Origin of the sequence: Microcoleus sp. bin48.metabat.b7b8b9.023, from assembly GCF_013299185.1 — a bacterium.
Classification (GTDB): Bacteria; Cyanobacteriota; Cyanobacteriia; order Cyanobacteriales; family Microcoleaceae; genus Microcoleus.
In genome coordinates this window covers 1-14178 of the sequence record NZ_JAAFKG010000051.1, presented here as the reverse complement: position 1 = coordinate 14178, position 14178 = coordinate 1, and the positions used below count along the sequence as shown (strand labels likewise).

Sequence of the window (14178 nt, the reverse complement as noted above, 5' to 3'; positions counted from 1 at the left end):
CAGACTAGAGGGCCCAAGCCCAACAACGTACCTCATCTTTGTGAGAACCGCTATACACCAATACGGTTTACTTAGAATAGTCCGAAGAGAGGAACGAAGCAATCTCCGTATCTATTTATCATAGGGTTTTACCCTCAGGGCGGTATACCAGTAAACCGTATTGGATTATAAGCTGTCTAGCCTCTAAATTGTAGATTTTGGGGCGGGCTAGAAGCCTTTCTCAAAAAGATGAGGTATGACTGGCAGGTTGTATAACCGCTGAAACCAAGAGGGCCCAAGCCCAACAACGTACCTCATCTTTGTGAGAACCGCTATAAGCCTACCCCACAAGAGTTTTAAAACCCGGAGATTCCTCGTAGCCGAGAGAGGGCGGGCACGGGGGCACCGCCCCTACGATGGGGGGACAAGAGCCTTCTCAAAGTTCCCCTTTCTAAGGGGGATTTAGGGGGATCTGAATTTGAGGTGAAATGTTGAATATTTAATTAGTTAATTCCTACTTCCAACCCAACCACCTTAACAAAGGCACAACTAAATAATGACTGACTCCCAAACAAAGCCCGATCGCACTTCCCAACAAACCAAAAAATGCAATTGAACTCCCAATCTGCAACCAGCCGAAGGAAGCACCAGACGACAGATCCAAAATCCCTAAGAAACTCCCTGGAAAAATGCTCAAAGCATTCAAAAACAGAAACATTCCCGTCGAACAACCAGCCACCACCAAAGCGTGCGCTAATTGGTGACTCCGCAAACCCATGCCGATCGTTAAAGTGGCGATCGCAAATGCCCCCAAAATAATCCCCTGCACGCCGCTAAAAGCAGTCGCTTCCATCCAGCACAAACTCGCTAACAAATAGCCCTGAGCACCCATCAATCCCGACAGCCAATACTGTTTTTGCTGGCGAAAACTCCCCGCATCCGTCAAACCTATCGCAGTGCCCCAGCCCGCAAAAGCAAACAAGAGCACTTCCGGGCCGACATTAAAACTCATATAAGGAATTAATTGGTGCAAACCTTCATTCAAAAAATTCGCAAATTGCGGGCCAATAGGCGAAGAATAGGCTAAAACTAAACCGCCGATCGCCCCTGCACTTCCACCAATCCCGCCGAGCACCATTTCCCAGCCCGTATCTAGAGAAGCTACTACAATTTGGGCGATCGCACCGAACACCAAAACTGTCAAACTTGCCGTTTTTTGCGCCGTCGCCACCACTACTTGCCGGCAAACTTCCACAATAGCTTGACTGACAGGCGCTAACGCAATTTTGCCCTTACTCTTAGCATAAATATCCTGCAAGCGCGATCGAACATCCGACGCCGAAGCCGGACGCTGCTGTATATTCGATCGCACCATATCATCCAACAAATTCGCAAAAGCTGGACTCACAGACACAATATGTCGCCACCGCAACTCCCCCGTCATCGGATCTTCAATTTCCGCCGGATACTTCCCCGTCAGCAAATGAATGCAAGTCCGCCCCAACGCATAAAAATCCGTCGCCGCCACCACACCGCCGCCCACAATTTGTTCCGGCGGGCTGTACCCGGGCGAAATCAACCGCGTCGAGCTCGGAGAATCTTTCCCCGCAGGTTCCCCACCGCCCATCTGTTTAACTCCCCCAAAGTCGATCGCCACCAACTGCAAACCGCCCAAACCCTTACTCAACAAGACTTGGGGCGATTCCGGGTCTCGCAGCATCAAATTGGAGGGTTTAATGTCGCGGTGAATAATCTGACACCGATGCAACTCCTCTAAAATTTGCACAGCTTGACTCAGCCAGCTAAACACCCATTCCTGCGGACATCCCTGAGGGTGATCTTCAAGAATTTCTTCTAGAGTTTTGCCGTGAATCTTTTCCATTACCAAACAAGGTAAGCGCCTCGCTGTGGCATTTCCATCCCCGCTTCCGAAATTTTGGGTTTGCACGTGAAAATAACCGTCCGGCTCGACTCTTGGAACCCCGGGGTGGCGCAAAATTGCCAAAACCCAAGCTTCTTGCTCGAACAGTTTTAGCGCTTTCGGAGAAGTTTCGAGCAACAATTTGAGGACGCGCTCGGTTTGAGTTTCTGTGTCCCAAACTGTGTAGATTGCTGCAAAACCCCCGGTACCGAGCCCTTGTAGAGGTATGTAGCGATTTTTTAGCCGCAGCGGAGTCCCGCAACTCTGACAAAAATTGTTGCCCCAAGTCTGAGGGTAAGGCCTTGGGCAATCTGGATTGATGCAGTGGACGGCTTGCGAAGGGGGGTGAGGCACAACCAGAGTAAAGATGGGACTAGATATCCATAGTAGACTTACGTGCAGCTAACGCAGAAACCCGGTTTGCCGCACAAGTCCTGTCCATATTATGTGCTATGCTGCCGACTTTTGACTTTCTAGGTAGGTACGTTGTTGGGCTTCAGCCCTCTTTACATATATTAGAAGAGGGCTAAAGCCCAACAACGTACCTTTGGAGTTCTGTAAGTATTTATAACTAATTTTTTCCTACCCCCAACCCAAAATTTAATATCTATAATTTAATCGATCTCCACCATGATTTAAGTATTTATGACTAATTTTTTCTCCTTCTCCAATCTAAAATCTAAAATTTAAAATCTAAAATCTCATCGATCCCCAGCACTTACCCCTGCATCCTTCGCCACTTTTGTTTGATAAGATATGTTACATAAGATTTCCTAATGTAAAGCTAAATAAACAATACTTATGATGATTAAAAGAATATTAAAATTGCAGTGCGCCACTTTATTGATATATTTCTAAGAGCCTGCGATCGGGCAAAAAAATTAAGCGAATACTAGGAAGCGAGATATGGCTTACGCGCAAACCCAAACTCAATCAAAGGCTGGGTATAAAGCCGGAGTTCAAGACTATAAACTAACGTATTACACACCGGACTACACGCCGAAAGATACAGATATTTTGGCAGCATTCCGCGTCACACCTCAGCCAGGAGTTCCCCCAGAAGAAGCTGGAGCTGCTGTGGCCGCTGAATCTTCCACCGGTACATGGACAACTGTGTGGACTGACCTCCTGACCGACCTCGACCGCTACAAAGGTCGCTGCTACGACATCGAGCCAGTTCCCGGTGAAGACAACCAATACATCTGCTTCATCGCTTATCCTTTGGATTTGTTTGAAGAAGGTTCCGTCACCAATCTGCTGACCTCTTTGGTCGGTAACGTGTTCGGTTTCAAAGCTCTGCGCGCTCTCCGTTTAGAAGACTTGCGGATTCCCATTGCTTACCTGAAAACATTCCAAGGCCCTCCTCACGGTATTACCGTTGAGCGCGACAAATTGAACAAGTACGGCCGTCCTTTGCTGGGTTGTACAATTAAGCCCAAATTGGGTCTGTCTGCTAAGAACTACGGCCGTGCCGTTTACGAAGTTCTGCGCGGCGGTTTGGACTTCACCAAAGACGACGAAAACATCAACTCGCAACCATTCATGCGTTGGCGCGATCGTTTCTTGTTCGTTCAAGAAGCTATTGAAAAAGCTCAAGCAGAAACCGGCGAAGTCAAGGGTCACTACTTAAACGTAACCGCCCCTACCTTTGAAGAAATGATGGAACGGGCTGAATTCGCCAAAGAAATCAAAACCCCCATCATCATGCACGACTACCTGACCGGTGGTTTCACTGCAAACACCAGCTTGGCCAAATGGTGCCGTCGCAACGGTATTCTGTTGCACATTCACCGCGCCATGCACGCCGTTATTGACCGTCAAAAAAACCACGGTATCCACTTCCGCGTGCTTGCCAAGTGCTTGCGGATGTCCGGCGGCGACCACCTGCACTCCGGTACAGTTGTGGGCAAACTCGAAGGCGAAAAAGGCATCACGATGGGCTTCGTAGACTTGATGCGCGAAGACCACATCGAAGAAGACCGCAGCCGCGGTATTTACTTCACCCAAGATTGGGCCTCCATGCCTGGTGTCATGCCAGTTGCATCCGGTGGTATCCACATCTGGCATATGCCAGCTTTGGTTGAAATCTTCGGCGACGACTCCTGCTTGCAGTTCGGCGGCGGCACCTTGGGCCACCCTTGGGGTAACGCACCTGGTGCAGCAGCTAACCGCGTTGCATTGGAAGCTTGCGTTCAAGCTCGTAACGAAGGCCGCAACCTGATGCGCGAAGGCGGAGACATCATTCGCGAAGCTTGCAAATGGAGCCCTGAACTGGCTGTTGCTTGCGAACTCTGGAAAGAAATCAAGTTTGAGTTCGAGGCAATGGATACCGTTTGATGATTTTTGGTTAGAGATTTTAGGTTTTAGGTCGCAAACTTGCTGTTAAGTCTTTATCTTTGAAGAAGATTTACAAGTAAGTTTGCATCCAAAATCTAAAATTCAAAACCTAAAATTTGAGGGAGCTGGGGTCAAATGGATCTCAAACAAGTTGCGAAAGACACCGCTAAGGTGCTGGCAAGTTACCTAACCTATCAATCCGTGCGGATTGTTGTAGCTCAGTTGAGCGAAACCAATCCTCCTCTGGCAATCTGGCTGAATGACTTTTCCACCAAGGGCAAAATCCAAGATGGAGAAGCTTACATTGAGGAACTGCTGAGGGAAAATCAAGATTTAGGATTTCGGATCATGACTGTGCGAGAGTATCTGGCTCACGATGTGACGGAATTTTTGCCAGAAATGGTTTGTACTGGCATTCAACAGGCGAATATGGAACACAGACGCCAGCATTTGGAGCGAATTACGCAGCTTAATTGGTCTGTGGCTAGCAGCAATCCTGAAACATCCTCAATAGATTCTGAACCGAATCTAGATAATTTGTCGAGTTAATCGATCGAGAAGTGCGATCGAACACACACCTTAGAGATACAAAAAATGAAGACTTTACCTAAAGAGCGTCGTTACGAAACTCTGTCATATTTGCCCCCGCTGACAGACGCCCAAATTGCCAAGCAACTGCAATACATCTTGGATCAAGGCTACATTCCCGGCGTAGAATTCAACGAAACCTCTGCCGCCGAAATGCGCTACTGGACATTGTGGAAGTTGCCTTTGTTTGGTGCTCGCAGCGTCCAAGAAATCATGACTGAAGTTCAAGCTTGCCGCTCTGAAAACCCCACCTGCTACATCCGCGTCATGGGTTTTGACAACGTGAAGCAATGCCAAGTGCTGAGCTTCATCGTGCACAAGCCAAACACCAGAGGCTACTAAAAAGTATTGGCTGGCTAATCTAACTTTTAGATTAACAGTCATTACAGATTTGAGGCGGGGAATATTCCCTGCCTCTTTTTTTTGTATAGCAACCGCCACTATAGCAGTTGACAGTTGACAGTTGACAGTTGACAGTTACATGGTAGAGGTATCAAATCGTTGATGGTAGAGGGTTGGCGCCTCTATTCATGAGCTCCTGAATGTCCTAACCGCTGTGGCGGTTGCTATATAGCAATCCTAAATGAGTCCTAAATTTTTGACCCCACCCCAACCCTGCCCATGAATCAGGGGAGGGAGTAAGAAATTCAAAAATGATTTAGGATTGCTATATCAAACGCGGACATAAATAGCCTCATGAATAGAACCCTGAACCCTTGCTTCATAAACGGTTTTGATTCCGGTACTATTCTATTCATAACTGTCAACTGTTATCTAACAATCTAAATCACCAGATTTTTGCCATCCGCAAGACAAATCCTGGTAACTCCGGATCGCCGCTCACTGTTTCAGGATTATCCAAGATTTCAGCTTCTCGATCGGGACGGTAGATGTAGACTTTTCGGTTTTGGCGATCGATCAACAATCCGAGTGATACACCGTTATCAATATATTCTTGCATCTTTTTTTGCAATCCCTTGAGAGTGTCACTAGCAGACCGCAATTCAATCACAAAGTCTGGACAAATCGGTGCAAATGAGGCTTTTTGTTCTTCAGTTAAGGCATTCCAGCGCTTTAGTTTAATCCATGAGACATCGGGGGATCTGGTTGCTCCATTCGGCAAGGTAAAGCCGGCACTGGAATCAAACGCTTCACCTGTGCCATCTTGTTCTGCCCAGTTCGCAAGTTGCTGAGCAATTTTAATGTTGCGGTTCCCTGTATCTGAAAAGGCTGGTGACATAATGATAACTTCCCCAGTGGCAGTACGTTCAATTCTCAAATCGCGATTAACTAGACAGAATTCATAAAACTGTTCAACAGTCATCGATTCGATCGCAGGGAGATTGACCGTCATTGGGACGCTTTGGGTTTGAATTAGCAGCGTCGTCATGGTTTTTCCTCATTTGGTGTAGGCGTGACAGAATACCTTGAGCTTACCCGATCTTAGCTTGGCGATCGACAGTTTTAGTCGATCGGGGAGTATTGTTTAACGACTTAAAATGATTTACAATCAGAGAGCGAGATCGTCCTGCTGGCACTGCAAAAGACAAGAATCCGCCAGCGGAATAATTGCATTGCATTATTACAAAGAAAACGTCACCCCAAAGTAAACCAATGCCGGATAACAACGAAATCGAAACAGACAGTACCCACTCAGAAGCAGTTCCGCCAGCAACCGAAATAGCAGAAACCAACGATCGATCGGAATCGAAGGTGCAGTCTGAACCAGGAGATACATCAAATTGGTTCGGTTCGGTATTCGGAGTAGTCTCTGCAAAGGCGAGTGCGGTAGGAAATGTGGCAGCGAGTGCCGGAAGTACGATCGCGAATACTGCGAATGCTGTGGGGGACGCAGCAGGTAATGCTGGAAGTGCGATTGTTAATACTGTTAGTTCGATAGGCAATGTGGCTGCGAGTGCTGGAGATGCGATTGTGAATACGGCGAGTGCAGTAGGAAATGCTGCTGCGAGTGCTGGAAGTGCGATCGCGAATACTGCGAATGCTGTGGGGGACGCAGCAGGTAATGCTGGAAGTGCGATTGTTAATACTGTTAGTTCGATAGGCAATGTGGCTGCGAGTGCTGGAGATGCGATCGCGAATACAGCGAGTGCGGTAGGAAATGCGGCTGCGAGTGCCGGCAGTACAGCAATGCAAGTTCCCAATTTTTTGGGTTCAGCCCTCGATTTGATTTCCCAAAGTCCTATCTTGAAAAAACTGACTGAAAAGTTCAAAATTGACTGGTTAGTCAGGGCGATCGATACTGTTGATGTCGTGACTGCCGAGGCGCAAGTTCGAGAGTTGCAGCGCCAATATCCTCACGAGAAACCTCAAGAAATCGCACATCGCTTAATGGTGGAAAAAGCCTTGCTAGCGGCAGGAAGTGGCTTGGTTAGCAGTTTAGTTCCGGGCGCGGCTTTGGCGTTGGCTGGCATGGATTTAGCGGCAATGACGGCCTTATCTGCCGAGTTGGTTTATCAAATTGCTGCCGCCTATGGTATGGATTTGCGATCGAGCGATCGCAAAAAAGAAGTTGTCGCTATTTTCGGTTTATCCTTGGGTAGCAACTTAGCGATCGAAGCTGGAGTTACGCTTGTTAGTAATATTCCCTTGGCGGGTGCGGTGATTAATGCTAGCGCCAGTGCGGCAATGATTTACTCGCTGGGATACGGTGCTTGTCGGTTTTACGAAGCGCATCTCGATTCCTCGGAAATCGAAACCAAGCTCGAAGATTTACGAGAGGTATTGCAAGCGGAAAGCGAGCAATATTTAGAAAGAGCGATCGCACAAGAAACACTAATGGATTGGATTTTAGTCTATGTCGTCTATACCACCCAACAATTCACCAAATGGGATGAGTTTTTAGCGCAATTACAAGCTGCGAATTTAAATTCCACGTGTTTAGCTGAGATTGAATCTGTGAAAAATAAGTCTAAATTGCCTCCCAAGTTGGATGTTTTACTCGAACAACTCGAACTCGACTTTGCCGAACCACTTTTAAAGCGATGCACTGAGACGATCGAGGCTGACGGTGAAATTAATGAGCGAGAGGGGAAAATTTTGCTGAAAATTAAACGGGCTGTTTTGAGTAAAAGAAAGCAAGCCCAAGAGCAAGTGCAGCAAACTTCGATCGAGGATGCGGTATCGGAACCTATACCAGCACAAACTGAAGTCCAGTCTGAATCGCAAACTTCCTCTTCTGCTCATTCTTCTTCTACTAAGTTTAGTACAAATATGCTGAAAAAATTCAAGCAGGTTTTAGCAGTTTCTAAGCTGTTAGAAGTGCCAAAAAATGGAAATTTAAGCGATGATGGCTCGCAAACTCGCCCCTTATCTTCTCATCTTCCTTCTAGTAAGTTGAGCGCAATTCTGCTGAAAAAATTTAAGGATATTTTAGCAGGTTATACCCAGTTAGAAGTACCAGAGATTGGGTATTTAATCGATCGGGTCGATAGAATGACAGGAGAAGAGTTTGAGGAATTTTTAGCCTGCTGTTTTCGCAATCTCGGTTATGCGGTCGAAATGACACCCAAAACGGGGGATTTTGGTGCTGACTTGATTCTCTCTAAAGCGGGAAAGAAAACCGTTATCCAGGCAAAACGCTATCAAGGAAAAGTGGGAAATTCTGCCGTGCAAGAAGTGGTTAGTGCGGTTAAGTATTACGGGGCACAGGATGCGATCGTGATTACCAACAGTAATTTTACATCCAATGCTCATAAACTGGCTCAAGCGAATGGAGTAAAACTCTGGGGACGAGAACAGTTAATCGATCTAGTGATGCGAGCTAAAAAATAACGAATCTATAGCAGTTGACAGTTGACAGTTGGCAGCAATTACCAATTACCAATTATCAACGATCTCAGGTTCGGTCGATTACCATAATAAAAAAGGTTCGTAGTGAGGACTTTAGTCCTTACAATCGAACGACTAAAGTCCTCACTACAAACATTATCGATTAAAGTCCTCACTACAAACATTATCGATCGCGCGTCGCTAATTGATAGGACATGATATCCTTCGGCTATAGCTTGCAAATAGCTTTTAAAACTTGCAACAACAAAATTGAAGGTTCGGGTTCCATCAAAGTCAGAAATGGCATTAGCTGATAGGTTGGGGGGTTTCCTCTGCGGATATTGACAAACTGATAAAACTCTCCGCTAGTTGCCAATCCCCAGACAGACTCTTGATATTCTAAACTTTTACAGGCGTAAGTTAGAAGTTGGGGCAAACCGGCACGGGGAGCAATTAGACTGTTTTTAGATTCTATTACTAAAATCCAAAATCCTATATCAGTCGCGATTTGTTTCTCTTTATTGATTGCTAAAATGTCAAATCTGCCTGTAATCGTTGTGTCTTCATCTTCTATAGTTATGTTAGCAATGTCTTGTTCTAGACTCATCTTGATTGGGCGGCGGTAAAACCCAGCCAATCGCATTAAAGGAAAGGTAGTCAGAGCTTGTACGAGTCCTTCAGAGACTCTTTCAACAGAGAGGTACTCGCGAAAATCGTTGCGAATTTGTACGAGTTCTAGCTGTTCTATCTCTGTTAAGGATTCTAATGATAAAAAGGTTGTGTACGTATCGTTATTAAATATTTGTTGAAACTTCAAAAAATCACTAACTTCATTGAGCGTTAGATTTTTGGCATTAATAACTGTCATAGCTTTCAAACCAATTAAGTCTCTCTTGTAATTTTAACATATTCGCAAAATTAGGTTCGTAGTAAGGACTTCAGTCCGTTTATCTTTTGCTTTAAGGACTAAAGTCCTCACTACGAACCTTATCCATCTGAGCGATTAGAACTCGATCGACTATTTCATAACTTTAAGGACTAAAGTCCTCACTACGAACCTTATCCATCTGAGCGATTAAAACTCGATCAACTATTTCATAACTTTAAGGACTAAAGTCCTCACTACGAACCTTATCCATCTGCTCCACTACAACTCCATCAACTATTTCATAACCCCAACTAGAATGTCTGGCTGCAAGTTGTTTTGCCATGTGGTATTCGCGCAAGGTGCAAAGTTCTGTTAACTGCTGAAAACCTAAATATTTATCGTGCTGCAATCTTTGCTGGCGCAATTTTTCTCTTTCTGAAGTTGAAGGGCTCTGCCGCTCAATACCCAGCGGATTTATATCGCTAATTCGTTTCATTTTAGCCTCATTAAAAAGGGATTGATTCGACTATTTCACCGTCAACAATTTCGTAGCCCCAGTCTGGATTCGCAGATATTTGTTTTTCAACTATACTTCGACCGATCGCACTATTGTAAGCTTTTTGTAAAAAGAAAATACTCGGGATTTCGTCGGTAGTCGGCTGCTGTTGTTGTTCGAGCTTTGGGGGTTCTGGGATTGTTTCAGGTATCGATTGATTCAGGGCAAATTGCGGCGCGATCGCCCCTAATTTCCGCATCACGCTATCCTTGGTGATTTGCGGTTTTTCGTTGAAGGAAGACGGCAGATATGGTGTGTCAACGCCCTGCTGTTTTGCTTTGAGGGCATCATCAGCAATACGATCGCACTTTCGCAAAAAACCCTCCCACAAATCCTTACCCAAAACCGGATTTCTCAAATCAGCGCGGGCTTTAGATACCGCTGCTTCCAGCGGTTCGCCCTTGTGCACGTAATACTGAATTCGCTCCTCCTCAAACGCCGGATAAGGCACTTCCGGCTCAATTTCCCACTCCCGCTTAACTTTCTGACTTTCTCCTAAAGGAATTCCCGCGATAAACTCGTCCCAAAAAGTCGAAGTTAAGCCCTTTGTCATGCTATCAATAATTTTAAAAGCCCATCCCGAAGGATTACCAAACCATAAGTTATGCTGTCTGGCATATTCTTCTAAAGCTCGTTGAAAGTTATGCAGTTCTTCTTGGGAATTCCAAGGCCCGCTAAATCGGTAATTGGGATTGACTGCAACCGCTATTTGCTGGCGGGGTTGCCCGAAAAATTTGTCTGTTTTAACTGTACGCTCTGGGGGGTAAGTTTCGGCTACTATTTCTACAGGAACATTGTTGTTTTCGCGGCTTGTTTGTGTTGTGGTATCGCCGGAAGTACGTGTCAACAAGTTATTAAATTTTTCCTCGAAAGCATCAATATCCGCCCAGAGTTCGAGAGTGTTGCGATTTGTTGATTTTTCCTTCAGGAGCGATCGCACTTTCAGCAGCCGTATCGCTAATTCCTGTTCTTCGCGATTTAAACCAGTAGCTTTTTCAATTTCGCTGCTGTTAGTTTTCACCCATTCGCCGGAGTTAGACTGTTGTGTTTGCCATTGCAATAATTGGCACAGAAAAATGCTCGCTGCGACTCCCCCAGTAATTTTGCCTAGTGTCGGATAGTAGATGGCGGGATTTCCTAGATTTCCTAAAAATATTCCTATTTTCATTTTTATATCCCTAATTCCGTTGAATCCTAATACCAATTTAATGGGTCGTTGCACATATCTCGATCCCCCTCGCATCCCCCGAATAGTCGGGGGACTTTGAGAATAATCTTGTCCCCCCCTCTTATTAAGGGGGAGTAGGGGGCAAGCTAAGGGGGGATCGGATTCTATGCAGCCTCATAAAAAATTGGTATAAGGTAGAGCTACAAGCACCTTACCCTTGAATTTTAGGGCGCGTACTGCCCACCGAGAGTTCCACTCAAGTAGCATCAAAAAACTTAAGATTTTCTTTAAGCTTCTGTCTATTCCTGACTGAATGGAGTTTCTAGAGGAAAGACGGGGATCGCATATTCGATCGCCTGATTGACAGAACCGAGTTAAACGTAATAATAAATTATTTACTGTACATTTCCCCCCAAAATGAATTCAGAACGTCAAGAGGCTTATTTGAACTTGATCGAGCGAGTGCTTACCTGTCCCAACGGCCAGGAACCAGAGGTTTTAAGTTCCTGTTCCGATTTAATAGATGCGGGATTTGTGCAGATGCTAATCCAGATATCAGCTTCAATGGCCCGGGAAGGTGACGAAGATACTGCTAATTTTTTAGTGCAACTTGCTCGCTTGCTGGGGAAATCTTTGGGTTTGTCACCGGATGTCGTGCCTGCGGGCTACAGCCGCGCACAGTAGTAGATAAGCGTAGCTATCTCTACGCAATCCCCTCGTTGTATCATGTTTTAGGAAATTGGGGAATCTTAACTCCATCGATACCTTTACAATTGATATTCAAGAGGCTCGCAAAAATCATTTACCCCAGTTTTAAATACATAAATAATCACCGATGTCACCAAAATCTGCGGGCAAGTTTTGGCAGCAACTAAATCTCTAAAAGCAGCATTCAATTGTCCGTTTATCAAATCTTCTTTTATCTCAGATTTGCAAATAGCAACGCGGCATCTTTTTGCCAATCCGTCCAACCAGTTTTCAGAGATATTCGGTTCTTGTCCAGCTTGAATTGCTAGAGAAATAGCTGCATCTTCGATGTTGCCTTCACAATCTTCGATTTCGTCTAGGGCTTTGAGGGCTGCGGGATATTCCGCTAATTGCGATCGAAATTGGGCAATTTCTTGTGAGGTAATAATCACCATAAGATTTTCTTGTGTTTTCGGCTCGCGGATATTTTTAGCAGTTAAAGTTGGTATTATAGCATTTTTTGCTTGAGGTTGGGATTGGACGATTCACGAAGAGGCATAACTACGCTGCGGGTACTTAATTACATTTGCAACTGATTTGGGCTGCTTCGCAATAGCAGGCCTGGGGGTTAAATCCTCATCTCAAAGCGGAACTCCGCGCGATGGAGACTGATGTTAAAATTGATTAGTTTCCTGTGTAATTGCGAAGTTAAGGTAATAAATCTGTTACTGACAAACAAGTGACTGAATATCAAGACTGCAACCACTTCACAAACTTATCCGTCGCCGTACCTATCGACTGTCCCACCTGTTTCTTCAAACGCCACCTCTGAAAAGCTTGTTCGTAATCTTCCCCTTCAGTTTGATAAACATTCCAAGCATTCAGCGACAATCCCAATCCCCAGGCTAGTAAAATGAAGAGTGACCAAGAAAGCTCGTGGGATCCTGCTAGATTAAACAAAACTAAAAAAGTATTGACAATGCCGTACTTTGTCAAGTTTTTTCGCAATTTGCCGCGACGGTAAGAGTTAAAAACCAGCTTGTCTTGAGATTCCCCTCTAGTGGCTAACCATTGCTGTTCCGCCGCCACGATATCCTGTTCGGAAATGCCTAATTCCGCCCCAATCTCGAAAAGCTGCACTCGGGAAAGTTCGCCGTCATCTTGTCGCCGTGCGATCGCAAGCTGTAAAATACCTTGAGCATCCTCCGCACCGTAAATTTGATTTATTTGACTGTCATTTGTTGCCATAACAAGTTTCCTATAATTCCTGATATCCTTTCCATGATAGAGATAAGCGCTGTTAAACGGTAGGTGGTGCCATTGGCGGATTTCAACACCCGGAAACTGCCGAAAGTCGATCGCACGAGCAAGAAGCCAGTTTTACAAGATAATAGATTAGTTGTAGAATAGGCATCTTGCTTGTTGCTGCTGTATTGTGGAACAGGCATCTTGCTTGTTGCGGCTGTCTTGTGGAACAGGCCAGAAAGCCTGTTGCTGCTGTCTTGTGCAAAATATCAATTCTAACCCAAAGTATACATCCAGCCATCCCGCGCGCAAATCCTTACAATGCCATCCCAAACAACAGGTGTCGCCTCAAACGATAAACCCGGCTTAAATCTCCCCGATTCTTTTACCTTCAAACGGTAAAACTCGCCCTTAGCATTTTTCAAAGCATTCTTATCTCCCGACTTCGCTCGTTCCCACTTCAACTCAAACAAATAAACACCATTATATCCCGCACTAATTAGTTTATTTCCATCAGTAAATATCGGAGTAGAAATCGAAGAACCAATCTCCTTTTTAAACACAATTACCGGAGTATCGTAAGACTGATTTCGCCAAGGTACAGAATTCTTTTTACCTGTAATCGTATCTTGGGAACCGATGTACAAATTGCCATCGATCGCATTTGTGGCAAATAGCGCTGGAAACCCCCCAGGATTGTACTCATCATTCAACGCCACCGAACCGATTATCCCCCCTTCCCAGCCTGAAAGTCGGCGATTTCCGGTAGGTAAAAACCATTCGACGCTGGCATTCGGTTCTTTGTTGGGATTTAGTTTGAGGACTCCGCCGTTACCTGCAATGTATTGTTTTTCAATCGCACAAAACAATTTCCCCGATTTAGATATTACAGCACTTCCATCAATATCTGAGCCAGTAAGCTGTTGTGCATTTAAAACGCATATTGGTATAATATAACATAATGATATCCAGAAAAAGTCAATGCCTGCTAAAAACTTTCTCAGTTCCGAGACAAAGGAAACTCTGCAACAAGCATTAAA

Annotated in this window: 13 protein-coding genes and 1 pseudogene; 5 read left to right on the top strand and 9 right to left on the bottom strand. The window is 45.2% G+C overall.

All coding sequences use genetic code 11. The features are described from left to right. Window positions 1-493: 493 nt before the first annotated feature. Complete coding sequence (locus QZW82_RS24190) at window positions 494-2254, bottom strand: serine/threonine-protein kinase (protein WP_293154029.1); 1761 nt, start codon at window positions 2252-2254, stop codon at window positions 494-496. Between the two features lie 552 nt (window positions 2255-2806). Between QZW82_RS24190 and QZW82_RS24185 the strand changes: the two genes are divergently transcribed. The 3 genes from QZW82_RS24185 (at window position 2807) to QZW82_RS24175 (ending at window position 5167) form a co-directional block, all read left to right on the top strand. Continuing rightward, window positions 2807-4237, top strand: a complete 1431-nt coding sequence (locus QZW82_RS24185) for a form I ribulose bisphosphate carboxylase large subunit (protein ID WP_293154026.1) — start codon at window positions 2807-2809, stop codon at window positions 4235-4237. Window positions 4238-4372: 135 nt separating this feature from the next. After that, window positions 4373-4786 (top strand): chaperonin family protein RbcX, encoded by a 414-nt coding sequence (locus QZW82_RS24180; protein ID WP_293154023.1) that lies wholly within the window; start codon window positions 4373-4375, stop codon window positions 4784-4786. Window positions 4787-4831: 45 nt separating this feature from the next. Further along, window positions 4832-5167, top strand: coding sequence for a ribulose bisphosphate carboxylase small subunit (locus tag QZW82_RS24175; RefSeq protein ID WP_293154020.1), 336 nt, complete (start codon window positions 4832-4834; stop codon window positions 5165-5167). 445 nt (window positions 5168-5612) lie between these two features. Here QZW82_RS24175 and QZW82_RS24170 read toward each other — a convergent pair whose 3' ends face one another. After that, a complete protein-coding gene (locus QZW82_RS24170) occupies window positions 5613-6215 on the bottom strand; it encodes a Uma2 family endonuclease (protein ID WP_293154016.1) in 603 nt (200 codons plus the stop codon). 224 nt (window positions 6216-6439) lie between these two features. Here QZW82_RS24170 and QZW82_RS24165 point away from each other — a divergent pair, with 224 nt between their 5' ends. Continuing rightward, a complete protein-coding gene (locus tag QZW82_RS24165; protein ID WP_293154014.1) occupies window positions 6440-8617 on the top strand; it encodes a restriction endonuclease in 2178 nt (725 codons plus the stop codon). 226 nt (window positions 8618-8843) lie between these two features. Here the strand turns inward: QZW82_RS24165 and QZW82_RS24160 are convergent, their stop codons facing one another. The 3 genes from QZW82_RS24160 to QZW82_RS24150 form a co-directional block, all read right to left on the bottom strand. After that, window positions 8844-9482: a restriction endonuclease subunit R gene (locus QZW82_RS24160; RefSeq protein ID WP_293154012.1), complete on the bottom strand. Its 639-nt coding sequence runs from the start codon at window positions 9480-9482 to the stop codon at window positions 8844-8846. A 235-nt stretch (window positions 9483-9717) separates the two neighbouring features. Beyond that, complete coding sequence (locus QZW82_RS24155; RefSeq protein ID WP_293154010.1) at window positions 9718-9978, bottom strand: hypothetical protein; 261 nt, start codon at window positions 9976-9978, stop codon at window positions 9718-9720. A 10-nt stretch (window positions 9979-9988) separates the two neighbouring features. Further along, complete coding sequence (locus QZW82_RS24150) at window positions 9989-11206, bottom strand: hypothetical protein (protein WP_293154008.1); 1218 nt, start codon at window positions 11204-11206, stop codon at window positions 9989-9991. Window positions 11207-11623: 417 nt separating this feature from the next. Here QZW82_RS24150 and QZW82_RS24145 point away from each other — a divergent pair, with 417 nt between their 5' ends. Continuing rightward, window positions 11624-11890 (top strand): hypothetical protein, encoded by a 267-nt coding sequence (locus tag QZW82_RS24145; RefSeq protein WP_293154006.1) that lies wholly within the window; start codon window positions 11624-11626, stop codon window positions 11888-11890. 83 nt (window positions 11891-11973) lie between these two features. Here the strand turns inward: QZW82_RS24145 and QZW82_RS24140 are convergent, their stop codons facing one another. From QZW82_RS24140 to QZW82_RS24125, 4 genes and pseudogenes are all read right to left on the bottom strand, one after another. Further along, complete coding sequence (locus QZW82_RS24140) at window positions 11974-12348, bottom strand: hypothetical protein (RefSeq protein WP_293154004.1); 375 nt, start codon at window positions 12346-12348, stop codon at window positions 11974-11976. Window positions 12349-12643: 295 nt separating this feature from the next. Continuing rightward, entirely contained in the window at window positions 12644-13141 is a 498-nt protein-coding gene (locus tag QZW82_RS24135) for a 2TM domain-containing protein (protein WP_293154002.1), read from the bottom strand. Then, on the bottom strand, window positions 13117-13341 hold the full coding sequence (locus QZW82_RS24130) for a hypothetical protein (protein ID WP_293154000.1): 225 nt from the start codon (window positions 13339-13341) through the stop codon (window positions 13117-13119). The genes QZW82_RS24135 and QZW82_RS24130 overlap by 25 nt, the downstream gene beginning before the upstream one ends. A gap of 72 nt (window positions 13342-13413) precedes the next feature. Further along, window positions 13414-14178 (bottom strand): annotated as a pseudogene (locus tag QZW82_RS24125) (hypothetical protein); the annotation flags it as partial.